The sequence below is a fragment of the Streptomyces sp. NPDC008139 genome, assembly GCF_042957025.1.
Lineage (GTDB): Bacteria > Actinomycetota > Actinomycetes > Streptomycetales > Streptomycetaceae > Actinacidiphila.
The window spans coordinates 1-22,565 of the sequence record NZ_JBIBHM010000018.1 but is presented as its reverse complement, the minus strand read 5'-3'; the positions used below and the strand labels follow the sequence as shown (position 1 = coordinate 22,565).

Genomic DNA, 22,565 nt, shown 5'->3' with positions numbered 1-22,565 from the left:
GGGCCGGAGCCGGGCAAGGAGGGCCGCATGACCGTACGGCGAGTAATGGGCATCGAGACGGAGTACGGCATCTCGGTCCCCGGCCACCCCAACGCCAATGCCATGCTCACCTCGTCCCAGATCGTCAACGCCTACGCGGCGGCGATGCACCGGGCCAGGCGGGCCCGCTGGGATTTCGAGGAGGAGAACCCGCTGCGGGACGCCCGGGGCTTCGACCTCGCCCGGGACTCGGCCGACTCCACGCAGCTCACCGACGAGGACATCGGCCTGGCCAATGTGATCCTCACCAATGGCGCGCGGCTGTACGTCGACCACGCGCACCCCGAGTACTCCTCGCCCGAGATCACCAATCCGCGGGACGCGGTGCTGTGGGACAAGGCGGGCGAGCGCATCATGGCCGAGGCGGCGCTGCGGGCGGCGCAGGTCCCCGGCGCGCAGCCGATCCACCTCTACAAGAACAACACCGACAACAAGGGCGCGTCCTACGGCACGCACGAGAACTACCTGATGAAGCGGGAGACCCCGTTCTCGGACATCGTGCGGCACCTGACGCCCTTCTTCGTCTCCCGCCAGGTCGTGACCGGCGCGGGCCGGGTCGGCATCGGCCAGGACGGCCGTGAGGACGGCTTCCAGATCAGCCAGCGCGCCGACTACTTCGAGGTCGAGGTGGGCCTGGAGACCACCCTCAAGCGCCCGATCATCAACACCCGCGACGAACCGCACTCCGACGCCGAGAAGTACCGCAGGCTCCATGTGATCATCGGCGACGCGAACCTCTCCGAGATCTCGACCTACCTCAAGCTGGGCACCACCGCGCTGGTGCTCTCCATGATCGAGGACTCCTTCATCAAGGTGGACCTGGCCGTCGACCAGCCGGTCCGCACCCTGCACGAGGTCTCCCACGACCCCACACTGCGACAGCTCGTCACGCTGCGTAACGGCAGGACGCTGACCGCGGTACAGCTCCAGATGGAGTATTTCGAGCTGGCCCGCAAATACGTCGAGGAGCGCTACGGCGTCGACGCGGACCCGCAGACCCGCGATGTGCTGGCCCGCTGGGAGGACGTGCTCAACCGGCTGGAGAACGACCCGATGAGCCTGTCGGGCGAGCTGGACTGGATCGCCAAGCGCGAGCTGCTGGAGGGCTACCGTCGCCGCGACAACCTGGGCTGGGACGCCGCCAGGCTGCACCTGGTCGACCTCCAGTACGCCGACGTACGCCCCGACAAGGGCCTCTACAACCGGCTGGTGGAGCGCGGCCGCATGCGGCGGCTGCTGGACGAGCCCGATGTCGTCAGGGCAGCCACGAAGCCGCCCGAGGACACCAGGGCCTACTTCCGCGGGCGCTGTCTCGAACAGTACGCGGACGACGTCGCCGCCGCCTCCTGGGACTCGGTGATCTTCGATCTGCCCGGCCGGGACTCGCTCCAGCGGGTTCCCACGCTGGAGCCGCTGCGGGGCACCCGCAAGCATGTGAAGGAGCTGCTGGACCGCTGTCGTACGGCGGAGGACCTGGTACGGATCCTTTCCGGCGGCTGATCCGCGGCTGAAACGGTCCAGAACCGGGAAACAACCCAGTGGCACTCGTACGTTGACGTAATCGAGCGCTGATGTCGGGCCCTGCTTGTAGGGTCTGATCTTGTAGGCAGTCAACCGAGCGCACGGAATAGCGGGGTGAGGGACATGGCTACCAAGGACACCGACGGCGGACAGCAGAAGGCGACGCGTTCCACGGAGGAGGTCGAGGAGGTCCAGCAGGACGCCCAGGCGGCCGACGACCTCAAGGAGCGCCAGGAGAAGCTCTCCGACGACGTGGACTCGGTGCTGGACGAGATCGACGACGTACTCGAGGAGAACGCCGAGGACTTCGTGCGTTCCTTCGTGCAGAAGGGCGGCGAGTAGGTGGCAGACGGCACGTATGGCACCGGACGGCTCCCGGCGGCGTTCCTGACGCCGGGATCCTCCTCCTTCCTGGACTTCCTGGGCGACCACTCGCCGGAGCTGCTGCCGGGCAACCGGTCGCTCCCGCCGATCAAGGGCGCCGTCGAACTCCCGCACGGCACCACCATCGTGGCCGCCACCTTCAGCGGCGGGGTCATCCTCGCCGGTGACCGGCGGGCCACGATGGGCAATGTCATCGCCCAGCGCGACATCGAGAAGGTCTTCCCCGCCGACGAGTTCTCGGCGGTCGGCATCGCGGGCACCGCGGGCCTCGCGGTGGAGATGGTCAAGCTCTTCCAACTGGAGCTGGAGCACTACGAGAAGATCGAAGGGGCGACGCTGTCCCTGGAGGGCAAGGCCAACCGGCTGTCCACCATGATCCGCGGCAACCTCGGCATGGCGCTCCAAGGGCTGGCCGTCGTCCCGCTCTTCGCCGGATACGACACCGAGCGCGAGAAGGGCCGCATCTTCTCGTACGACGTGACCGGCGGTCGCAGCGAGGACGTGGGCTTCGCCGCGACCGGCTCCGGCTCGGTCTACGCCCGCAGCTCGCTGAAGAAGCTCTACCGCAGCGACCTCACCGAGCGTCAGTTGGCCACCGCCGTCATCCAGGCGCTCTACGACGCCGCGGACGACGACTCGGCCACCGGGGGCCCCGACATCACCCGGCGGATCTTCCCGATCGTCGCGGTGATCACCGAAGACGGCTTCCGCAGGCTCAGCGAGGCCGAGGTCTCCGAGATCGCCCGCGCCGTGCTGGACGGACGTCTGGAGCACCCTGACGGCCCGCGGGCCGAAGTGCTCTGAGAGCCGGTCAGTTGAGAACCGGTCAAGCGACGTATCCCTCAGAGCCGACAGCAGAAAGGCACGGTTAGCCGGTGTCCACGCCCTTTTACGTTTCACCTCAGCAGGCCATGGCCGACCGCGCCGAGTACGCCCGCAAGGGCATCGCGCGTGGCCGCAGCGTCGTCGTGCTCCAGTACACCGACGGCATCGTCTTCGTCGCCGAGAACCCGTCCCGCGCACTCCACAAGGTCAGCGAGATCTACGACCGGATCGCCTTCGCGGCGGTCGGCAAGTACAACGAGTTCGAGAATCTGCGGATCGGCGGCGTGCGCTACGCCGATCTGCGCGGATACACCTACGACCGCGAGGACGTGACGGCCCGTGGGCTGGCCAACGTCTACGCGCAGACCCTGGGCACCATCTTCTCCAGCGTGGGGGAGAAGCCCTACGAGGTCGAGCTGATCGTCGCGGAGGTCGGCTCGGCCCCCGAGGACGACCAGATCTACCGGCTGCCGCACGACGGGTCGATCGTCGACGAGCACGGCGCGGTCGCGGTCGGCGGCAACTCCGACCAGATCGGCAGCTACCTCGACCAGCGGCACCGCGACGGCATGACGCTCGCCGAGGCGCTGGCGCTGGCCGTCGAATCCCTCGGCCGCGACAACAACGGCAGCGACCGCCAGCTCACCGCCGAGCAGTTGGAGGTCGCCGTCCTCGACCGCACCCGCCCCCAGCAGCGCAAGTTCAAGCGCATCCTCGGCCGCCAGCTCTCCCGCCTGCTGGAGACCGAGTCCGCCTCGACGGCCACCACGGACGACCCTTCGGACGAGGAGGAGTAGCGCCCCGCAGGGACGCGGCCCGCCCCCACCGGCCCGGTGGTCCGGGGACAACCGGATTGCCCCGCGGGGGCGGGTGGTGACCTGCGGGGCGCACCGTCCTTCGTCCGGGCGGCGAGCCGATCTTTTAAGGGGCGCGGGGAACTGCGCGGCCCGCCCCCACCGGCCGGTGGGGGCGGGGACAGCCGAACCGCCCCGCCGAGGCGGGTGGTGACCAGGCGAGGGATCAGGCCGGTGGCGGGGCCGAGGAGCCGCGGACGACGAGTTCGACGGGGAGTTCCACCGGCCCGACGGAGCCACCGTCGAGAAGGGTGAGCAGCGCGGTCATGCCGCGGTCCCCGACCGCCTCGGCGGGCAGCCGCACGCTGGTCAGCTCGGGATCGAGCGCGGTGGCCAACGCCAGATCGTCGAAGCCGGTGACGGACAGGTCCGTGGGCACCCGGAGCCCGAGGCTCCTGGCGGCCTTGCACGCCCCGGCGGCCAGGATGTCGTCGTCGCACAGCAGGGCGGTGGGCCGGGGACCGGGCCCGCGCAGAGCGCGCAGGGCGGCGGAGCGGCCGGCGTCCACGTCCAACGGGCAGCGCTCGGAGGTGAGTTCCACCCCGGGAACCGCGGCCAGCTCGGCCGCGACCGTCCGCGTGCGCTCGTGGAACGTCCAGCTGTCGATGTCGGCCGCGACATGGGCGATCCGCCGGTGCCCGAGCGCGACGAGGTGGCGCACCACCTGCCGGAATCCGTCGCCGACCGCCAGGTCGACCGTGGGGGGACCGCCCGGCGCCGCCGGACCGCTGTCCAGCATCACCAGCGGCAGTTCACCGCCGCCGATGCCGGTCAGGGCGTCCGCGGCCATCGAGGAGGCGATGACCCCGTCGATGGCCGCCCGGGCGGAGCCGAAGGGGTCGCGGGCCGGTCCGACGCCGTCGGGTGACGGGTAGAGCACCACGCCGAAGCCGTGCTCGGCGGCGACCAGCGCCGCCCCCGTATAGACGCGGGCGAAGTACTCGTTGGTGAGCGCGGGCACCACCATCAGGGCCGTCCGGGTGCGGCCGAGCCGCAGATTGCGGGCGGCGAGATTCGGCCGGTAGCCGAGCCGCCCCGCCGCGTCCCGTACGGCGTGCGCCGTCCGCTCCGACACCCGGCCGTGCCACTTCCCGCCGAGCACGAGCGAAACCGTCGCCTGCGACACTCCGGCCGCCCGCGCGACGTCACGAGAGGTCGGCCGCGTACTCCCCGTCAACCTTCCGCACCCTTCCCGTTCGCTCCTGCGGGTGGACCCGCCGACTGCCGACATGGTACGTATGACCGTAGACGTTATACGTAACACGTGAGCGGTCGCGGCTCTGCGGGTCGCGGTACGGGCCGTGGCGCGGGCCGCGGCTCGCGGGTCGTGAGCCGCCGGTCGCGGCGGCGAGGCACCGGGGACCGCCGGGGGAGAGGAGCCGGGATGGCTGGGCAGACCGCGGGATACGGGGACCTGCTGCGTACACGGCACGCCGCACGGCTGCTCGGCGGGACCCTCCTCGGACGGCTGCCCAACGCCATGGCGGCGCTCGCCATCGTGCTCTTCGCGCGCTCCGAGGGCGCCGGATACGGCCTCGCGGGCGCCCTGTCCGCGATCTACGGCGCCGCCGTCGCCATCGGGCAGCCGCTGCTCGGCCGGGCCGTCGACCGGCGCGGCCAGCCGCGGGTGATGACCGCCGCCGCGCTGTTGGCCGCGGCGGGCTTCGGACTGCTCGCGGCCGTCGGCCCCGACCCGCTGCCGCTGGCCGTCGCCGCCGTCGTCCTGGCCGGGGTCGCCACACCGCCGCTGGAGGGCGGCCTGCGGGCGCTGTGGGCCTCCGTGCTCGGCGACGAGGAGCGGGTGCAGAAGGCGTACGCGCTGGACGCCGCCGCGCAGGAGGTGCTGTTCACCCTCGGGCCGCTGCTGGTGACCGTCATCGTCTCGGCCGCCTCGCAGGCCGTCGCCCTGATCGTCACCGGCGCGCTCGGCGTCGCGGGCACCCTCGTCGTGGTGACCTCCCGGCCGTCCCGGCAGTGGCGGGCCGCCCCGCACGAGGCCCACTGGCTCGGCGCGCTGCGCTCACCGGGCCTCGCTGTCCTGCTCGGCGCCTTCTTCTTCGTCGGCATCGCCCTCGGCGCCGTCTCGCTGGCCGCCGTGGCCTACGGCGACGCGCACGGCGGCGGCCCGGTCGCCGCGTACGTCCTGGCCGCCAACGGCGCGGGCGCCCTCGTCGGCGGCCTCACCTACGGCGCCCGCGTCTGGTCCGGCGTGCCCGAGCGCCGCCTGCGGCTGCTCTCGGTCGGCCTCGCCCTCTGCTACCCGCCGCTGGCGCTGGTGCCGGGCCTGCCGTGGATGCTGCCGCTGGCCGCGCTCGCCGGACTCTTCCTCGCCCCCGCCCTGGCCTGCGGCTTCCTCGTGGTCGACCGACACGCCCCGGCCGGCACCGTCACCGAGGCGTTTTCCTGGGTGGTGACCTCCGCCGGGGTCGGCGCGGCGCTCGGCACGGCCGCCGCCGGAGTCGCCGCCCAACACGGCGGAACGGCCGCCGGATTCGGGGTCGCGGGCGCGGGCGGCGCGGTCGCGATGCTCGTCCTGCTGTGCACCGGCCGAATCCTGACGCCGCCAAACCTCCGGAGCCCCTCCGAAAAAGATCGAAACGGAGCGGTCGAACCTCGTTTCAGCACCACGCATCAGGCGTAATGTTCAGACATGGACCGCCGCATTTTCGGGCTGGAGAACGAGTACGGCGTCACATGCACGTTCAGGGGACAGCGGCGTCTGTCCCCTGACGAGGTGGCGCGGTACCTCTTCCGCCGTGTCGTGTCATGGGGCCGAAGCAGCAATGTTTTCCTCCGCAACGGTGCCCGCCTCTATCTCGACGTCGGTTCGCACCCGGAGTACGCCACTCCCGAGTGCGACAACGTCACCGAACTCGTCACGCACGACAAGGCCGGCGAACGCATCCTTGAGGGCCTTCTCGTGGACGCCGAACGGCGCCTTCACGAAGAGGGCATCGCAGGCGATGTGTACCTCTTCAAGAACAACACCGACTCGGCCGGCAACTCCTACGGATGTCACGAGAATTACCTGGTCGCCAGGCACGGGGAATTCTCCCGGCTCGCGGACATCCTCATTCCGTTCCTCGTCACCCGGCAGCTTCTGTGCGGCGCGGGGAAGGTACTCCAGACCCCGCGCGGCGCCGTTTTCTGCGTGAGCCAGCGGGCCGAGCACATCTGGGAGGGTGTCAGCTCCGCCACCACCCGCTCCCGTCCGATCATCAACACCCGCGACGAGCCGCACGCCGACGCCGAGCGCTACCGGCGCCTGCACGTCATCGTCGGCGACTCCAACATGTCCGAGACCACGATGCTGCTCAAGGTCGGCGCCACCGACCTCGTCCTGCGGATGATCGAGGCGGGCACCGTGATGCGCGACCTGACCCTGGAGAACCCGATCCGGGCCATCCGCGAGGTCAGCCACGACATCACCGGCCGCCGCAAGGTCCGGCTCGCCTCGGGACGCGAGGCGTCCGCCCTGGACATCCAGCAGGAGTACTACTCCAAGGCCGTCGAGTTCTGCGAGCGCCGCGGCATCCGCAGCGGTGTCATCGAGCAGGTCCTGGAGCTGTGGGGCCGCACCCTGGACTCCATCGGCAGCGGCGACCTCGCCCGGATCGGCACCGAGATCGACTGGGTGATGAAGTACCAGCTCATCGAGCGCTACCGGAACCGGGACAACATCACGATGTCCCACCCCCGGGTCGCCCAGATCGACCTCGCCTACCACGACATCCACCGCCGCCGCGGCCTGTACTACCTGCTGGAACGCAAGGGCCAGGCCAAGCGGATCTGCAGCGACCTGAAGATCTTCGAGGCCAAGTCGGTGCCCCCGCAGACCACCAGGGCGCGGCTGCGCGGCGACTTCATCCGCCGCGCGCAGGAACAGCGTCGCGACTTCACCGTCGACTGGGTCCACCTGAAGCTCAACGACCAGGCGCAGCGCACCGTGCTGTGCAAGGACCCCTTCCGGTCGGTCGACGACCGGGTGGAAAAGCTCATCGCCGGTATGTAGGCCGGTACGCGAGCCGATATGTCCTACCGACGGCGTGACATCCCGGTACGACCTGTCGGTTAGACGTACCGGCGCACGCCATGAGTCGGCGTCACAGACGGCACACAGGCCCCGTGCAGAACTCGTACGGGGCCTGTGGCACGCCGTAGGGTGTGGGACGGCATCCAGCCGCCGTTCCCGAACCCGATCCGAACCGAGGACATCCGTGCGCCGACGCTCCGTACTGCTCGCCGTGCCCGCGCTCATGCTCACCGCCGCCGGTTGTGGCAGCGACGACAGCAAGAGCAAGAGCGACCCGGCGGCATCCGAATCCCCCTCGACCTCGGGCTCGCCGTCCGCGTCCGCCACGCCCAGCACGAAGATCGTGGCGGGCCCCGTACCGGACATCACCGGCGGCACCAAGTTCGGCGAGAAGCCCGCCGTCGCCAAGGGCACCGGCACCCCGTCCACCGACCTGGCCGTCAAGACCGTCATCCAGGGCGACGGCGCCGCCATCGTCGCGGGCGACTACGTCACGACCAACTACCTCGGCCAGATCTGGGACACCGCCAAGGTCTTCGACACCTCCTACGGCCGCGCGCCGTACACCAACGTCATCGGCCAGGGGAAGGTCATCCCCGGCTGGGACAAGGGCCTGGTCGGCCAGAAGGTCAACAGCCGCGTCGAGATGGCGATCCCGCCGGCCCTGGGCTACGGCACCTCGGGCAACTCCCAGGCGGGCATCAAGGGCACCGACACGCTGGTCTTCGTGATCGACGTGCTGGCGACCTACAACGCCAAGAGCTCCGCCAAGGGCAAGGCCGTCCCGCAGAACGACGCGAATCTGCCGAAGGTCGGCACCAACACCGACGGCAAGGCGCCCAGCATCACGGTGCCCAAGGTCAAGGCACCGACCAAGCTGGTCTCCGAGTACATCCTGGAGGGCGACGGCGCCGCGGTGAAGGCCACCGACACGCTGCTGCTCCAGTACAAGGGCGTGCTGTGGGACGGCGGCAAGGAGTTCGACGCCAGCTACACCGCGGGTCAGCTCGCCGCCTTCCCGCTCGCACAGCTCATCAAGGGCTGGCAGGAGGGCCTGGTCGGCAAGAAGGCGGGCAGCCGCGTCATGCTGGTGACCCCCGGAGACCTGGCCTACGGCGCCACGCCGCCCAGCGGCAGCAACATCCCGGCCAACGCCACCCTGGTCTTCTCCTTGGACATCCTGGCGATTCTGTAAGACTGTCCAGGTTGCCCGCAACGCACAAGGAGCATTGAAGTGAGCATCGAGAAGCCCGAGATCGACTTCCCGGGCGGCGAGCCGCCGGCCGACCTGGAGATCAAGGACATCTGGGAGGGCGACGGCCCGGTCGCCAAGGCCGGGGACACGGTCTCCGTCCACTACGTCGGCGTGGCCTTCTCCTCCGGCGAGGAGTTCGACGCGAGCTGGAACCGCGGCTCCGCGCTCCAGTTCAAGCTCGGTGTCGGACAGGTCATCGCCGGCTGGGACCAGGGCGTGCAGGGCATGAAGGTCGGCGGTCGCCGCCAGCTCGTCATCCCCGCGCACCTCGCCTACGGCGACCGCGGCGCCGGTGCCGCGATCAAGCCCGGCGAGACCCTGATCTTCGTCTGCGACCTCGTCGCCGTCTGATCGGGCCCGTCCGCACAGCCGTCACAGGAGCCCCGGCCTGCCAGGCCGGGGCTCCTCGGCTTTTGTCGCGGGACCTCGGAGCGGTACGGTCGGCGACGAGAGCCGAACGAAGGGTGCGGGATGGCGATTGCCAAGGCTGAGCGGTTGATGAATCTCGCACTGTGCCTGATGAACACCCGGCGGCCGGTCAGCAAACGCGAGCTGCGCAGCTCCATCGAGGCGTACCACGAGGTCACCTCCGACGACTCCTTCAACCGGATGTTCGAACGGGACAAGGACGACCTGCGCGAGCTGGGTCTGGTCATCGACACGGTGGAGAGCATCGACGGCGAGTTCGGCTACCTGGCGCGGCGCGACCGCAACCGGCTGCCCGACATCGCCCTCGACCCCGAGGAGGCCGCCGCGCTCGCGCTGGCCGCCAAGGTCTGGCAGCAGGCCAGATTCGCCGAGGCCGCCAGCGGCGCGCTCCAGAAGCTGCGTGCGGCGGGCGTTCCGTACGAGGACACCCACAGCGCCCTCGAACCGCGCATCCCCACGCCGGAACCCGCCTTCGAGGCCCTGATGCTCGCCACCCGCGAGCGCCGCGCCGTCTCCTTCGAGTACCGCAAGGCCAACGCCGCACGGCCGGAGCCGCGGCAGATCGAGCCGTGGGCGCTGGAGTGCTGGCGCGGCCACTGGTACGTGGCGGGCTGGGACCGCGACCGCGGCGCCGTCCGCGTCTTCCGGCTCTCCCGGATCAGCGGCAAGGTCCGCGCCCGCGGCGCCTTCACCGCCGAGGTGCCCGCGCACGTCGACGTCCGCGAGGCGGTGGCCCGCTGGGCGGGCGAGGGCGCCACCGCGACCGCCCGCATCCGGCTGCGCCGCGACAGCGGCTACCCGCTGCGCTCCCGCGCCGTGACGACCACCCCGGTGGACGCCGACTGGGACGAGCTGGAGATCCCGTACGGGCACGGACTCGACGCCTGGCTGGCCGAGTTCGGCCCCGACGTACTCGTCCTGGCGCCCGAGGAACTGCGCACGGACGTGCTGGACCGGCTGCGCGCCGTGGCGAAGGGCTGACGTGGCCGACGTGAGCGACGCACGCGGGGCCGCCGGGCGGCGGACAAGGACGACGGCCGCGGCCTTGCGCCGGTCGGGCACGGAAGCGAAGAACAGGCGGGGGACGGCGGCGTGAGCAACGCGATCGACCAGACGCGCAGGATGCTGTCCCTGGTGACGTATCTGCGGGAGCGGCCCGGAGCGCGGGTCAGTGAGGTGGCACGGGCCTTCGGGGTGACCGAGGCCGAGCTGATCGGCGACCTCAATGTGCTGCCGCTGTGCGGCACCAGCTTCCGCGGCGGCGACCTGCTGGACATCGACACCGACGGCGAACGCATCTGGTGGCACAACCCCGGCACCGCGGACGACGTGGCGCAGCCGCTGCGGCTGGCCGCAGACGAGGCCACCGCGCTGCTGGTGGCCGCCCGCGCGGTGGCCAATCTGCCGGGCCTGCGGGACAGCGACCGGCAGGCGCTGCTGCGCGCCGGGGCGAAGCTGGAGGCCGCTGCGGGCGAGGCGGCCGGGGCCAGCGCGCAGCTCTCGGTGACCTTCGAGTCCGAGGGCAGCGTGTTCGCCACCGTGGACCGGGCGATCACCGAGCGGCGGCGGTTGTGGATGCGCTACTACTCGCCCGCCAGGGACGCGCTGACCGAGCGCGAGGTCGACCCGATCCGGCTGTTCGCCGTCGGCCACACCTACTTCGAGGGCTGGTGCCGCCTCTCGGAGGACCGGCGCACCTTCCGGCTGGACCGGGTCGAGGAGATCCGGTTGCTGGACGAGCCGTCCGACCCGCCGCGGCTCCAGCCGCGCGACCTGTCGCAGGGCCTGGTCCAGCCCGCGGGCGACGACCCCGAGGTAGTGATCGAAGTGGGCCCCGGCGGGCGCTGGGTCGCGGAATACTATCCGCACGACAGTGCCGAGGAGCAGCCCGACGGCGGCCTGCGCATCACCCTGCGCACCCCCGACCCCGGGTCGCTGCGGCGGCTCGCGCTGCGGCTCGGCAAGGACGGCCGGATCGTGTCGCCCCCCGAACTGGCGGGGGACGCGCGCGACGCCGCCGTGCTGGCGCTCGCCGCCTACGGGGAGTGAGAGGACATCACGATGACGGCCACGGCGTCCGGCTGCGCGCCCATGACCATGCCCGTGCTCTTCCGCGCGGGCTGCCCGCACTGCCGCACCAGCTTCGAACTGTCCGCGGGAGCGCTGCTGCTGGCGATCGGCGGCTCGGCGCGTACGACCTTCTACTCCTTCACCTGCCCCGAGTGCGACACCGCCGTCCGCAAACCGGCGGGGGAGCGGATCGTCGAACTGCTGACGGTCGGCGGGGTCCGCACGATGCGGCTCCACGCCCACTGACGGGTGTTCACGTCGGGCGGCCGCGGACAGGGCCGGCGCGCACGGGGGCGGTACGGAACAGGCCGCTACGGAACAGGCTGGTACGGAACAGGCCGCTACGGGTGGCGTCGGCGCGGAAACGGAACCGGTAGGCTCGCGGCCCATGTGGTGGCTCTATCTCTGCGTCGGCCTGGCGACCGCGGGACTCCTGGTGCTCGGGGTGCTGGCGGTCCGGGTCTTCGCCGCCGTCCAGGAACTGGCCCGGCAGGTGGCCGCGGCCACCGACGCGCTGGCCGCCGCAGGCGACCGTCTACAGCGCGCCGCACGCCCGTTGAGCGAGCGTGCCGGGCAGATCTCCAGAAGCTGAGCCTGCCGCGAGGCCGCGAACGCGGGGTACGCTGACCGGGCGGCCCGTACTCACGAGCGCGGCGAGGGTCGCAATCCGGCGGATTCCGGGGCATTCCCCGGTGTTCATCGGTGCACGATACGATCACAGCCAGCGCGGCGGCCGGGCACCTGCCCGAATCGTCGTGCACCTGCGGAAGCGGACGCGCGAGCGCCACGCCCTCGCAGTCACGGAACACGCCGCCCACCGGTGAGAAGGTAGACATTTTATGCTCGGCAATCTCAAGCCCCTAGAGATCGTCCTGATCCTTCTCGTCGTCGTCCTGCTCTTCGGCGCGAAGAAGCTGCCCGACATGGCCCGGTCGCTCGGCAAGTCGGCGCGCATCCTCAAGAGCGAGGCCAAGGCGATGAAGAACGACGACTCCGGCACCGCGGAGTCGACCGCCGCCCCGGCTCCCCAGGAGCAGGCCGCGCCCCGCACCATCCAGGCCGCGCCCGGCGACACCACGAGCGCCCGTCCGGTCTCCGAGCCGGCGGACCGCACGCCCCAGGCCTGACCTGACCCTCTGCTGAAGGACGAAGCCGACCGCGAGCCGGGCGGCTGCCGCACGAGACGAGGACGTGGGTGCTCAAGACTGCCCGCAAGCAGGAGAAGGACCCCGAGGGGCGGATGCCCCTCGCGGACCACCTGCGTGAGCTGCGCAACAGGCTGGCCAAGTCCGTCCTGGCGATCCTGGCCGTCACGATCGTGGCGGCGTTCGTCTACAAGGACATCATTCACTTCTTCCAGCACCCGATCCTTAAATCGGTCGGCTGCGTGGACGGTGCGACGCACCAGAAGAACGGTCAGCCCTGCGCCCAGATGACCGTCAACGGTCTGCTCGGCGGTTTCTCCATCGCGCTGAAGGTCTCGCTGATGGCGGGCATTGTCTGCGCCTCGCCGGTCTGGCTCTACCAGCTCTGGGCGTTCCTCGCGCCCGGTCTGCACCGCAGCGAGAAGCGGTACACCCTCGGCTTCGTCGGCGCCGGCGTCCCGCTCTTCTTCGCCGGTGCCTGGCTGGCCTACGCGATCCTGCCGCAGACCGCCAGGATCATGATCGGCTTCGTGCCGGATGACACCACCAACCTGCTGGCCCTGGACGACTTCCTCGACCTCGTCGTCCGCATGGTGATCGTCTTCGGCCTCGCCTTCGAACTGCCCCTGGTGCTGGTGCTGCTCAACTTCACCGGCATGGTCAGCGGCCGTCGCATGCTCGGCTGGTGGCGCGGCATGGTGATCGGCATCACCGTCTTCGCCGCGGTCGCCACACCCACCGGCGACCCGCTCACCATGTGCCTGCTGGCCGCGCCGATCGTCTTCCTGTACTTCGTCGCCATGGGCATCTGCTTCTTCAACGACAGCCGTCGCAAGCGCCGACTCGAGGCGAACCCGGACTATGCCCTCGACCCGGACGAGGCGTCCACCCTGGACCACGTCCCGGAGCAGATCGCCGCCGAGCCGTACGAGGACCGGACCGGCGAGCGCGTCGACGACGGCTACGACGACGCGACCTGAGCGCACGACCGCGCCCGGCCGACCCCTGACACCGCCGCCCCCCACCGCTACTGGTGGGGGGCGGCTGTCCGGTAGGGTCCGCGCGTGACCAGCGAGATCACCCTCTTCGTCAATCCCGTCGCCGGACGCGGCCGGGGCGCCCGCGCCGCCCAGCCCGCCGCCCACGCGCTCCGCGAAGCCGGTTACGGCGTCCGTACCGTCGTGGGCGAGGATGCGGCCGACGCGCTGGCCCGCGCCCGGCAGGCCGTCGACAGCGGTACGGGGGCGCTGGTCGCGGTCGGCGGTGACGGCATGGTCTCGCTGGCCCTCCAGGCGGTCGCCGGGACCGACACGCCGCTCGGCGTGGTCGCAGTCGGCACCGGCAACGACTTCGCGCGGGTCAACGGCCTACCGGTCCGGGACGCCGCCGCAGCCGGTACGGGCATCGCCGAGGCGCTGCGGGACGGCCGCAGCCGGGCGCTGGACCTGGGCAGGACAGGTGAGCGCTGGTTCGGCACCGTCCTCGCCTCCGGCTTCGACTCGCGGGTCAACGACCGCGGCAACCGTATGCGGTGGCCCGTCGGCCGCTTCCGCTACGACCTGGCGATGCTCGCGGAGCTGGCGGCGCTGCGGCCGATCCCGTACCGGGTGACCTTCGACGACGCGCCGGAGCGGCAGATCGAGGCCACGCTGATAGCCGTCGGCAACGGCTCGTCGTACGGCGGCGGCATGCGGATCTGCGCGGACGCGGTGATGGACGACGGGCTCTTCGACGTGTGCGTGGTCGGCCCGTGCAGCCGCACCACCCTGCTGCGGGTCTTCCCCCGCGTCTACCGGGGCACCCACCCGAGCCACCCGGTCGTCACCGTGCACCGCGCGGCCCGCGTCCGGCTGGACGTCGACCCGGCGCAGGGCGTGACCGGCTACGCGGACGGCGAGCGGATCGGCCCGCTGCCGCTGGTCGCCGAGACGGTGTCGAAGGCCGTACGGCTGCTGGTCTGAGCCGGTTGCCGCGCGCGTGCGCGGTGCGCGCCGTGGGGGGCCTGATCCGGTCGGCGTGGCGGGCCTGATCCGGCCGCTCGACGGGTATAGCGGCAATAAAGATCACGTGCCGTGTCAGTGGTGGCGGGTAGGCTCGGAGCCAAGATGACCGATGAGATGTCCGCAGATGAGATGGCGCTCGATGAGATGTCGCCCGCCGAGCGCTTCGCCGCCAGCCGTCGCCGCGCAGCGGAGAACGCAACGGCCCTCGCCCAGTTCCGTGAGATGTACGAGTTCGGCCTCGATCCCTTCCAGGTCGAGGCGTGCCAGGCGCTGGAGGCGGGCAGCGGCGTCCTCGTCGCCGCACCGACCGGCTCGGGCAAGACCATCGTCGGCGAGTTCGCCGTCCACCTCGCCCTCGCCGAGGGCCGCAAGTGCTTCTACACCACGCCCATCAAGGCCCTGTCCAACCAGAAGTACAGCGACCTCGCCAAGCGCTACGGCGCCGAGAAGGTCGGCCTGCTGACCGGTGACAACAGCGTCAACGGCGACGCGCCGGTGATCGTCATGACCACCGAGGTCCTGCGGAACATGCTGTACGCCGGCTCCGCCGCCCTCGAGGGCCTCGGCTATGTGGTGATGGACGAGGTGCACTACCTCTCCGACCGCTTCCGCGGCGCTGTCTGGGAAGAGGTGATCATCCACCTCCCGCAGTCCGTCACCCTCGTGTCGCTCTCCGCGACCGTCTCCAACGCCGAGGAGTTCGGCGACTGGCTCGACACCGTCCGCGGCGACACCGAGGTCATCGTCTCCGAGCACCGCCCGGTCCCGCTGTGGCAGCACGTGCTGGCCGGCCGCCGGATGTACGACCTCTTCGAGGAGAAGGCCGGCGCCACCGACGGCAAGGGCCGCCGCGAGGTCAACGCCGATCTGGAACGGCTCGCGCGGATGGAGAACCAGCGCAGCTACCACCCGCGGGCCAAGCGCGGCCGCGAGGCCGACCGCGAGCGGGAGCGGCGCGCCCGCAGCCGGGTGTGGACGCCCAGCCGCGCCGAGGTCATCGACCGGCTGGACAACGAAGGACTGCTGCCCGCCATCACCTTCATCTTCAGCCGCGCGGGCTGCGAGGCCGCCGTCCAGCAGTGCCTCTACGCGGGCCTGCGGCTGAACACCGAGGACAAGCGCGCCCAGGTGCGCGCCATCGTGGAGGAGCGCACCCGCGCCATCCCCGACGAGGATCTGCACGTCCTGGGCTACTTCGAATGGCTTGAGGGCCTGGAGCGCGGCATCGCCGCCCACCACGCGGGCATGCTCCCGACCTTCAAGGAGGTCGTCGAGGAGCTCTTCGTCAAGGGCCTGGTCAAGGCGGTCTTCGCCACCGAGACGCTGGCGCTCGGCATCAACATGCCCGCCCGCTCCGTGGTGCTGGAAAAGCTCGTCAAGTGGAACGGCGAGACCCACGCCGACATCACCCCCGGCGAGTACACCCAGCTCACCGGGCGCGCGGGCCGCCGGGGCATCGACGTCGAGGGCCACGCCGTGGTGCTCTGGCAGCGCGGTTTCGACCCGGGCGCGGTCGCCGGACTCGCGGGCACCCGTACGTATCCGCTGCGGTCGTCCTTCAAGCCGTCGTACAACATGGCGGTCAACCTCGTCGGGCAGTTCGGGCGGCACCGCTCGCGCGAACTGCTGGAGACGTCCTTCGCGCAGTTCCAGGCCGACCGCTCGGTGGTCGGCATCTCCAAGCAGGTGCAGCGCAACGAGGAAGGGCTCGACGGCTACAAGCAGTCGATGACCTGCCACCTCGGCGACTTCGACGCCTACATGCGGCTGCGGCGGGAGCTGAAGGAACGCGAGTCGGAACTGTCGAGGCAGGGCGCGATGCAGCGCCGCGCCGCGGCCTCCGACGCGCTGGAGAAGCTGAAGCCGGGCGACATCATCCACGTCCCCGCGGGCAAGTACGCCGGGCTCGCGCTGGTCCTCGAACCCGGTGTCCCCGCGGGCCGTTCCAACGGCCACCCGCATCGCAACGAGGAATTCGCCGACGGCCCGCGCCCGTTGGTGCTCACCGCGGAACGCCAGGTCAAGCGGCTCGGGCAGATAGACTTCCCCGTTCCCGTCGAGGCGCTGGACCGGATGCGGATCCCCAAGTCCTTCAACCCGCGCAGCCCGCAGTCCCGGCGCGATCTCGCCTCCGCGATGCGCTCCAAGGCGGGCACCGCGGGCTGGGCCGCACCCTCACGGCACCGCAAGCAGCGGGCCGCCGCGGCCGACGACACCGAGATCTCCCGGCTGCGTACCGCGATCCGCGCGCACCCCTGCCACGGCTGCGAGGAGCGCGAGGACCACGCCCGCTGGGCCGAGCGCTACCACCGACTGCGGCGCGACACCCAGCAGTTGGAGCGGCGCATCGAGGGCCGCACCAACACCATCGCCCGCACCTTCGACCGGATCTGCGCGCTGCTCACCGAACTGGGCTATCTCCAGGCCGAGAAGGTCACTCCCGAGGGACGGCGGCTCGCCCGGCTCTACGGCGAGTTGGACCTGCTCGCCAGCGAATGCCTGCGCGAGGGCATCTGGGACGGCCTGGGCCCGGCCGAACTGGCGGCCTGCGCCTCGGCGTTGGTCTACGAGACCCGGCAGGCCGACGACGCCGTCGCGCCCAAGCTGCCGACCGGCAACGCGAAGGAAGCCCTCGGCGAGATGGTCCGCATCTGGGGCCGTCTCGACGCGCTGGAGGAGTCCCACCACATCAACCAGGCCGAGGGCGTCGGCCAGCGCGAGCCCGACCTCGGCTTCGCCTGGCCCGCCTACCGCTGGGCCTCGGGCCACGGCCTCGACGCGGTCCTCTCCGACGCCGACATGCCCGCCGGTGACTTCGTCCGCTGGTGCAAGCAGCTCATCGACGTCCTGGGCCAGATCAGCGACGCCGCTCCCGAGGGCAGCCCGGTCCGCCGCAACGCCCGCCGGGCGGTCGACGGGCTGCGACGCGGGGTCGTCGCGTACTCCTCGGTGGGGTGAGCCGCCCCGGCGGCGTGAACCCGTGCGGCCCGGTCCCGGAGGATGACGGGCCGCGCGGGCTGTCCGCGCGTTGACTCGCTGCATCGCTGCATCACGGCATCACTGCATCACTGCATCACTGCATCACGGCATTACGGCCGCTCCGACGCCCCGACGCCCCGACGCACTGACCGGTGAGCTTGGTGCGGGTCAGTGAGCCGTTGACGGTGATCGATTTGCGGTCGCCGCCGTGGTTGCCCACGATGACGAGGTCCTTCACCGTCACCTTCCAGGTCCCGGCGCTCTTGGCGGCCGTCACGCTGCCGGACGACCGCTGGGAGTACGAGTCGGTGGCCGTCGGCTGGAGCAGCGCCAGCTTCTGGAGGCCCCCGGTCGTCGCGATGAACGACGGGGACTTCGGCGCCGACGCGTCCGTCCTGTCGGGGGCGGTCACCCCGACCAGCTTTCCCGCCACGACCTCGCAGGAGATCGCCGAGGTGAACAGGGCGGTCCCGGTGGTGTCCCCGGTGTAGTCCAGCCTGCCGTTGGCGGTCTTCGTCGGCACCGCCGAGGTCGTCGGCGTGGCGGACGGTGTCCCGGCCGACGCGGACGGCTTGGCGCTGTCGTCGGACGAGTCCGACGACGAACAGCCCGCCAGGGCCGTCCCGGTGAGCGTGACGGTCAGCAGAGCGGTGGTGCTTGCGGTGACGCGGCGGATACGGCCGTGGTCCTCCCCGTCCAGATAGCTGGACTTGGCCGGTGCGGGGCCCAGCCGTACGGCGGCATCGGCCGGACAGCGGCATGAGCGTGCGCGAGGAACTGCTCGCGGCGGCGGCCGAACTCTTCACCACCCGCGGCTACACCGCCACCACCACGCGGGCGGTCGCCGAGCAGGCCGGGATGCGGCAGGCGTCGATCTACCACGACGTCGGCGGCAAGGAGGATCTGCTCGCCGAACTCCTCGAAGGCACGGTCACCCCGTCCCTCGACCTGGCCCGCGCGCTGCTCGCCGACGACGCCCGCCCCGCCGAAGCCAGACTCTGGGACCTGTGCCGCTACGACGCCAAACATCTCTGTGCGGGGCCGCACAATCTCGGCGCCCTCCACCTCCTGCCCGAGGTCGCCGCCGAGCGCATCACCGCCTTCCGCCGCGCCCGCGCCGGCCTCAAGGCCGCCTACGCCCGCCTGCTGGCGGCCGCCACCCCGGGGCGCGCGCTGCCCGTCCCCCGAACCGGCCCTCCGCACCGACCTGATCTTCGCCCTCATCGAGGGCGTCATCCTCGTGCACCGCTCCACCCCGGCGGCCCGCCCCGTCCCCGCCTTCGCCCGCGCCGCCGCCGACGCCGCCCTGCGCATCGCGGACATCCCCGCTCCCTGAGCCGGGGGACCGCCGAGGAGGTGGCCGAACTGGGCTGGCCCCTCAGCTCAGTTGCTCGGCCAGCCCGACGATGATGCCCTCCGGGCCCCGGACGTAGCAGAGCAGGAAGCTGTCCTCGAACCGGGCGATCTCGCCGAGGACTTCGGCGCCGTGCGGGCGCAGGCGGGCGACGGTGTCCTCGATGTCGTCGACGGCGAACATGACGCGGTGGGTGCCCAGGATGTTGTGGGGCCGGTCGCGCGGTCCGCCGCTGATCGCCTTGGGGGTGCGGTACTTGGCCAGTTCGAGCCGGCTGTGACCGTCCGGGGTCCTGACCATCGCGATGTCGCAGTGGACGCCGTCGAGTCCGGTGCACTGGTCGGCGAAGCGGCCCTTGACCTCGGCCCTGCCCTCCAGTTCCATACCGAGGTCCACGAAGAACGCGATGGCGGCGTCCATGTCCTCGACGACGATGCCGACGTTGTCCATCCGCTGAATGGCCATGCTGGTCTCTCCTTCGTCCTCGCGCGGCCGGTGATGGCCGCCGCTGTCCCTGGGACGGAGCCGGTGGCTCGTTCTCGACATCTCTCGTCCTCGACATTTTCGGGCAGCATGCGTGCCGCCGCGCGCCCTGAGTGCACCCGGCTCCCCAGTTGAACGTGTTCAAAAAAGGGGGCTAGGCTGATGCCGAGCCAAGCCGAGGGGGTCCGATGAAGGTAGTGCTGCCCGGGGGAACCGGACAGGTGGGCGCGATTCTCGACCGCGCGCTGACGGCGGCAGGACACGAGGTCACGGTGGTGACCCGGCGTCCCGCGCGGGCGCGCGACATCGGCTGGGACGGGGCCACACTCGGCCGCTGGGCCGAGGCGATCGACGGCTGCGACGTCGTGATCAATCTGGCCGGGCGCAGCGTCTCCTGCCGGTACACCGCCGAGAACCGGCAGGCCATGATGGACTCCCGGGTGGATTCGGCGCGGGTGGTCGGCGAGGCGATCGCCGCCGCCGCGCGGCCACCGCGCCTCTGGTTGCAGATGAGTACGGCGACGGTCTACGCCCACCGATTCGACGCGGCACACGACGAGGCGACCGGGGTGATCGGCGGCTCGGAGGACGGAGTGCCGGACTACTGGGCGTACAGCGTCGCGATCGCCGAGAACTGGGAGCGGGCGCAGACCGAGGCGCCGACCCCCGCGACCCGCAAGGTGGCGCTGCGCTCGGCGATGGTCATGAGCCCGGACCGGGGAGGCGTGTTCGACGTGCTGTCACGACTGGCGCGCCTCGGGCTCGGCGGTCCGGTCGCCGGTGGCGCGCAGTACGTCTCCTGGATCCAGGACGAGGACTTCGTGCGGGCGGTGGAGTTCCTGATCGCCCGCGAGGACATCGAGGGGCCGGTGAACCTCGCCTCGCCCGGCCCCCTTCCGCAGCGCGACTTCATGCGGGCGCTGCGCGCGGCCTGGGGCGTCCCGCTGGGGCTGCCCGCGACGCGCTGGATGGCCGAGCTGGGGGCGTTCGCGCTGCGCTCGGACACGGAGCTGCTGCTCAAGAGCCGCCGGGTGGTGCCGGGGCGACTGCTCGCGGCCGGGTTCACTTTCGCCCGTCCCGAGTGGGGGAGCGCCGCCACGTCCCTCGTGGAGCGAGCCAGGACGCGGGCGTGCGGCAGCGATGCGGGTCCGTGAAGCGGGCGACGCCGCGTAACCGGCCACGGGCCTGCGGTCGGCCTGGTCGTCGTCGCCGTGAGTCCGCCGTTTAGGATCCGGGCATGACGTCACAGACCTACCTCTCCGAACTGTTCTCGCTGGAGGGACGGGTCGCCGTGGTGACCGGCGGCAGTTCCGGCATCGGCCGCGCTGTCGCCGGGGCCCTCGCACACGCGGGGGCGAGCGTCGTGGTCGTGGCGCGCCGGGAGGCGGAGCTGGCCGCGACGGTTGGCGAGCTGGCGGCCGACGGCTGCCGGGCGGCCTGGGTGAGCGCCGACCTGAGTACGCGCGACGGCATGCGCGGGGCCGCCGAGGAGGCGGCCGAGGCGTTCGGCGAACCCGACATCCTCGTCAACTCCGCCGGTATCAACCTGCGGCCCCCGATGGGCGAGTTGGGCGAGGACGTGTGGGACACCACGATGGCGGTCAACCTGGAGGCGCCCTACCTGCTGGGGCAGCGCTTCGGGCCCGGCATGGCGGAACGCGGCTTCGGCCGGATCATCCACATCACCTCCCAGCAGGCGCACCGGGCCTTCGTCCAGAGCGGCGCTTACGGCGTCTCCAAGGGGGCGCTGGAGTCACTGGCCCGCTCGCAGGCCGAGGCCTGGTCGCCGTACGGCGTCACCTGCAACACCCTGGTGCCCGGATTCGTCATGACCCCCCTCAATACGCGTCTGTCGTCCGACCCCGAGAAGGTGGCGGCCCTGGCCGCCCGCACGATGGTCGGGCGCAACGGCCTGCCCGAGGACTTCGCGGGCGCGGCGGTCTTCCTCGCGAGCCGCGCCTCCGCCTACGTCACCGGCCAGGCGGTCTTCGTCGACGGCGGATTCTCCGTTCACTGACGGGGCGGGACGCGGCAGGACCGGGGGGTAAGCCCAGTTACGACCGGCCCAGGCTCTGCCCGGCGGACCATGTGACGCTGCCGCGAGCCCGACCAACGATTCCCCCGGGCCGCGCTCCGTGTGACCGGGTGTGAAAGTCGCGTCAAGGCGTCGGCGGAGTTGGGAACTTGCGCCCTTGGCCGCCCAGGGTATCCGGGACGTTCGCGAGAAGAGTCCGGTGACCGTCCTCCTGTCGGCGCCGCCCCATAGGCTTTCGCCATGAACGACGACAGGCGTGTGATACGGATCAGACCGGGCAGCCCGGCCGACGCACCAGTGGTGTTGGACATGCTCGACTCCGCCGTGGTCTGGATGAACGATCGCGGCAATACCGAGCAGTGGGGCACGACACCGTATTCGAAGAAGCCCGGTGGTGCGGAGCGGGTTGAGCGGTATATGGCCGAAGGTGCCCCACACATAGCGGAGTTGGGCGGAGCACCGGTCGGGGCCATGGTGCTGGACTCCGGGCCCAGTCCCGAGATGCCGATCGCCCCGGCCGGGGAACCCGAGCGGTACGTACGGCTGTTGGTCTCCGACCGACGGCACGCCGGTCTCGGCATCGGGGCGACGCTGTTGGCCCATGCCGTGCGGGAGACCCGGCGGGCAGGCGTCGACCTGCTGCGGGTCGACTGCTGGGCGGGCGGCGGCGGCGAACTCATCGCGTTCTACGAGCGCAACGGATTCGTTCCCACCGATCCTTTCCTGTTCGGGGCGTGGCCGGGACAAGTGCTGGCCCAGCGGGTCGGCGCGCATCGCGGACCGGGAAAGACACCGGAATCGACGTCAAAGGCCGGGCCCGGCCGGCGTTGACGGGCGCTCGCTTCCGGGCGCCTCGGCGTCACTCGCCTCGGCGCAGGGAGTCGTCCAGCGTGCTCATCAGGTGGGCGACGCGGCTGCTGCCGCGCGTCGCGGGCGGGTAGCGGCGCAGCACGTCGATGAGCGCCGGTGTCGCGCGCCGACGCGACCGTTCCAGCAGTGCATCCGCGACGGCGGGGTCGCCGCCCGCTTCCAGTTCCCCGATACGGGCGGCGCTCGCGCAGTGAGGGGCCTCACGTTTTCCGGACAGGCTTCTGACCGTTTATTTCACGCGGCGATTCGCAACTTCTCATACTCGGCGTGGACTTCGCGCGGAGGG

General features: G+C 71.3%; 23 protein-coding genes and 1 pseudogene. 21 read left to right on the top strand and 3 right to left on the bottom strand.

The annotated features are described in order from the left end of the window. Positions 1–27 precede the first annotated feature (27 nt). The 4 genes from dop (at position 28) to prcA (ending at position 3,566) form a co-directional block, all read left to right on the top strand. Positions 28–1,539, top strand: a complete 1,512-nt coding sequence (gene dop / locus ACFZBB_RS30855) for a depupylase/deamidase Dop (protein ID WP_391129298.1) — start codon at positions 28–30, stop codon at positions 1,537–1,539. A 144-nt stretch (positions 1,540–1,683) separates the two neighbouring features. After that, positions 1,684–1,902: a ubiquitin-like protein Pup gene (locus ACFZBB_RS30850; RefSeq protein ID WP_188282985.1), complete on the top strand. Its 219-nt coding sequence runs from the start codon at positions 1,684–1,686 to the stop codon at positions 1,900–1,902. Next, complete coding sequence (gene prcB / locus ACFZBB_RS30845) at positions 1,903–2,748, top strand: proteasome subunit beta (protein WP_391129294.1); 846 nt, start codon at positions 1,903–1,905, stop codon at positions 2,746–2,748. 71 nt (positions 2,749–2,819) lie between these two features. Then, positions 2,820–3,566, top strand: a complete 747-nt coding sequence (gene prcA / locus ACFZBB_RS30840) for a proteasome subunit alpha (protein ID WP_188282987.1) — start codon at positions 2,820–2,822, stop codon at positions 3,564–3,566. A gap of 223 nt (positions 3,567–3,789) precedes the next feature. Here prcA and ACFZBB_RS30835 read toward each other — a convergent pair whose 3' ends face one another. Further along, on the bottom strand, positions 3,790–4,854 hold the full coding sequence (locus ACFZBB_RS30835; protein ID WP_391129290.1) for a substrate-binding domain-containing protein: 1,065 nt from the start codon (positions 4,852–4,854) through the stop codon (positions 3,790–3,792). A gap of 153 nt (positions 4,855–5,007) precedes the next feature. Here ACFZBB_RS30835 and ACFZBB_RS30830 point away from each other — a divergent pair, with 153 nt between their 5' ends. From ACFZBB_RS30830 to ACFZBB_RS30775, 12 genes are all read left to right on the top strand, one after another. Next, positions 5,008–6,264, top strand: a complete 1,257-nt coding sequence (locus ACFZBB_RS30830; RefSeq protein WP_391129287.1) for an MFS transporter — start codon at positions 5,008–5,010, stop codon at positions 6,262–6,264. A 9-nt stretch (positions 6,265–6,273) separates the two neighbouring features. Continuing rightward, complete coding sequence (gene pafA, locus ACFZBB_RS30825; protein WP_391129284.1) at positions 6,274–7,635, top strand: Pup--protein ligase; 1,362 nt, start codon at positions 6,274–6,276, stop codon at positions 7,633–7,635. Between the two features lie 205 nt (positions 7,636–7,840). Further along, a complete protein-coding gene (locus ACFZBB_RS30820) occupies positions 7,841–8,851 on the top strand; it encodes an FKBP-type peptidyl-prolyl cis-trans isomerase (RefSeq protein WP_391129282.1) in 1,011 nt (336 codons plus the stop codon). 39 nt (positions 8,852–8,890) lie between these two features. Next, entirely contained in the window at positions 8,891–9,262 is a 372-nt protein-coding gene (locus ACFZBB_RS30815; protein WP_391129279.1) for an FKBP-type peptidyl-prolyl cis-trans isomerase, read from the top strand. A 120-nt stretch (positions 9,263–9,382) separates the two neighbouring features. Next, positions 9,383–10,321: a WYL domain-containing protein gene (locus ACFZBB_RS30810; RefSeq protein ID WP_391129276.1), complete on the top strand. Its 939-nt coding sequence runs from the start codon at positions 9,383–9,385 to the stop codon at positions 10,319–10,321. A 141-nt stretch (positions 10,322–10,462) separates the two neighbouring features. After that, positions 10,463–11,389 (top strand): WYL domain-containing protein, encoded by a 927-nt coding sequence (locus tag ACFZBB_RS30805; RefSeq protein WP_355333585.1) that lies wholly within the window; start codon positions 10,463–10,465, stop codon positions 11,387–11,389. Positions 11,390–11,401: 12 nt separating this feature from the next. Beyond that, positions 11,402–11,656 carry a hypothetical protein gene (locus ACFZBB_RS30800; RefSeq protein WP_391046240.1) on the top strand — a complete coding sequence of 85 codons (255 nt, stop codon included), beginning with the start codon at positions 11,402–11,404 and terminating at the stop codon, positions 11,654–11,656. Positions 11,657–11,798: 142 nt separating this feature from the next. After that, complete coding sequence (locus ACFZBB_RS30795) at positions 11,799–12,002, top strand: hypothetical protein (RefSeq protein WP_355332978.1); 204 nt, start codon at positions 11,799–11,801, stop codon at positions 12,000–12,002. Between the two features lie 247 nt (positions 12,003–12,249). After that, the gene (gene tatA / locus ACFZBB_RS30790) at positions 12,250–12,537 is read left to right on the top strand and encodes a Sec-independent protein translocase subunit TatA (protein WP_391046241.1); all 288 of its coding nucleotides are present in this window, start codon (positions 12,250–12,252) and stop codon (positions 12,535–12,537) included. Between the two features lie 68 nt (positions 12,538–12,605). Then, a complete protein-coding gene (tatC, locus tag ACFZBB_RS30785) occupies positions 12,606–13,535 on the top strand; it encodes a twin-arginine translocase subunit TatC (RefSeq protein WP_391129273.1) in 930 nt (309 codons plus the stop codon). Between the two features lie 84 nt (positions 13,536–13,619). Beyond that, on the top strand, positions 13,620–14,516 hold the full coding sequence (locus ACFZBB_RS30780) for a diacylglycerol kinase (RefSeq protein ID WP_391129270.1): 897 nt from the start codon (positions 13,620–13,622) through the stop codon (positions 14,514–14,516). A 144-nt stretch (positions 14,517–14,660) separates the two neighbouring features. Continuing rightward, a complete protein-coding gene (locus ACFZBB_RS30775) occupies positions 14,661–17,516 on the top strand; it encodes a DEAD/DEAH box helicase (RefSeq protein WP_391129267.1) in 2,856 nt (951 codons plus the stop codon). Between the two features lie 115 nt (positions 17,517–17,631). On the opposite strand, the gene ACFZBB_RS30770 is transcribed toward ACFZBB_RS30775, so the two are convergent. Continuing rightward, positions 17,632–18,060: a hypothetical protein gene (locus ACFZBB_RS30770; protein WP_391129264.1), complete on the bottom strand. Its 429-nt coding sequence runs from the start codon at positions 18,058–18,060 to the stop codon at positions 17,632–17,634. On the opposite strand from ACFZBB_RS30770, the gene ACFZBB_RS30765 reads away from it, so the two are divergent. Both ACFZBB_RS30765 and ACFZBB_RS30760 read left to right on the top strand, forming a co-directional pair. Next, positions 18,041–18,241, top strand: coding sequence for a hypothetical protein (locus tag ACFZBB_RS30765; RefSeq protein ID WP_391129261.1), 201 nt, complete (start codon positions 18,041–18,043; stop codon positions 18,239–18,241). The genes ACFZBB_RS30770 and ACFZBB_RS30765 overlap by 20 nt on opposite strands. 55 nt (positions 18,242–18,296) lie before the next feature. After that, a pseudogene (locus ACFZBB_RS30760) lies at positions 18,297–18,873 on the top strand (TetR family transcriptional regulator). Positions 18,874–18,915: 42 nt separating this feature from the next. Here the strand turns inward: ACFZBB_RS30760 and ACFZBB_RS30755 are convergent. Next, positions 18,916–19,356: a VOC family protein gene (locus ACFZBB_RS30755; RefSeq protein ID WP_391129259.1), complete on the bottom strand. Its 441-nt coding sequence runs from the start codon at positions 19,354–19,356 to the stop codon at positions 18,916–18,918. 206 nt (positions 19,357–19,562) lie between these two features. Here ACFZBB_RS30755 and ACFZBB_RS30750 point away from each other — a divergent pair, with 206 nt between their 5' ends. The 3 genes from ACFZBB_RS30750 to ACFZBB_RS30740 all read left to right on the top strand — a co-directional run bounded on the left by ACFZBB_RS30750 (position 19,563) and on the right by ACFZBB_RS30740 (position 22,240). Continuing rightward, positions 19,563–20,528 (top strand): TIGR01777 family oxidoreductase, encoded by a 966-nt coding sequence (locus ACFZBB_RS30750; RefSeq protein ID WP_391129256.1) that lies wholly within the window; start codon positions 19,563–19,565, stop codon positions 20,526–20,528. A gap of 83 nt (positions 20,529–20,611) precedes the next feature. Then, complete coding sequence (locus tag ACFZBB_RS30745) at positions 20,612–21,391, top strand: SDR family oxidoreductase (protein WP_391129253.1); 780 nt, start codon at positions 20,612–20,614, stop codon at positions 21,389–21,391. 258 nt (positions 21,392–21,649) lie between these two features. Next, positions 21,650–22,240, top strand: coding sequence for a GNAT family N-acetyltransferase (locus ACFZBB_RS30740; protein WP_391129249.1), 591 nt, complete (start codon positions 21,650–21,652; stop codon positions 22,238–22,240). Positions 22,241–22,565: the final 325 nt, after the last annotated feature.

Bases quoted from the DNA above. Each gene is read 5' to 3' on its own strand.
- ACFZBB_RS30835 (WP_391129290.1), bottom strand. From the start codon at position 4,854: ATGTCGGCAGTCGGCGGGTCCACCCGCAGGAGCGAACGGGAAGGGTGC.
- ACFZBB_RS30775 (WP_391129267.1), top strand. From the start codon at position 14,661: ATGACCGATGAGATGTCCGCAGATGAGATGGCGCTCGATGAGATGTCG.
- ACFZBB_RS30830 (WP_391129287.1), top strand. From the start codon at position 5,008: ATGGCTGGGCAGACCGCGGGATACGGGGACCTGCTGCGTACACGGCAC.
- ACFZBB_RS30745 (WP_391129253.1), top strand. From the start codon at position 20,612: ATGACGTCACAGACCTACCTCTCCGAACTGTTCTCGCTGGAGGGACGG.
- ACFZBB_RS30755 (WP_391129259.1), bottom strand. From the start codon at position 19,356: ATGGCCATTCAGCGGATGGACAACGTCGGCATCGTCGTCGAGGACATG.
- dop (WP_391129298.1), top strand. From the start codon at position 28: ATGACCGTACGGCGAGTAATGGGCATCGAGACGGAGTACGGCATCTCG.
- ACFZBB_RS30800 (WP_391046240.1), top strand. From the start codon at position 11,402: ATGACGGCCACGGCGTCCGGCTGCGCGCCCATGACCATGCCCGTGCTC.
- ACFZBB_RS30850 (WP_188282985.1), top strand. From the start codon at position 1,684: ATGGCTACCAAGGACACCGACGGCGGACAGCAGAAGGCGACGCGTTCC.
- pafA (WP_391129284.1), top strand. From the start codon at position 6,274: ATGGACCGCCGCATTTTCGGGCTGGAGAACGAGTACGGCGTCACATGC.
- ACFZBB_RS30810 (WP_391129276.1), top strand. From the start codon at position 9,383: ATGGCGATTGCCAAGGCTGAGCGGTTGATGAATCTCGCACTGTGCCTG.
- ACFZBB_RS30750 (WP_391129256.1), top strand. From the start codon at position 19,563: ATGAAGGTAGTGCTGCCCGGGGGAACCGGACAGGTGGGCGCGATTCTC.
- ACFZBB_RS30805 (WP_355333585.1), top strand. From the start codon at position 10,463: ATGCTGTCCCTGGTGACGTATCTGCGGGAGCGGCCCGGAGCGCGGGTC.
- ACFZBB_RS30740 (WP_391129249.1), top strand. From the start codon at position 21,650: ATGAACGACGACAGGCGTGTGATACGGATCAGACCGGGCAGCCCGGCC.
- tatA (WP_391046241.1), top strand. From the start codon at position 12,250: ATGCTCGGCAATCTCAAGCCCCTAGAGATCGTCCTGATCCTTCTCGTC.
- ACFZBB_RS30795 (WP_355332978.1), top strand. From the start codon at position 11,799: ATGTGGTGGCTCTATCTCTGCGTCGGCCTGGCGACCGCGGGACTCCTG.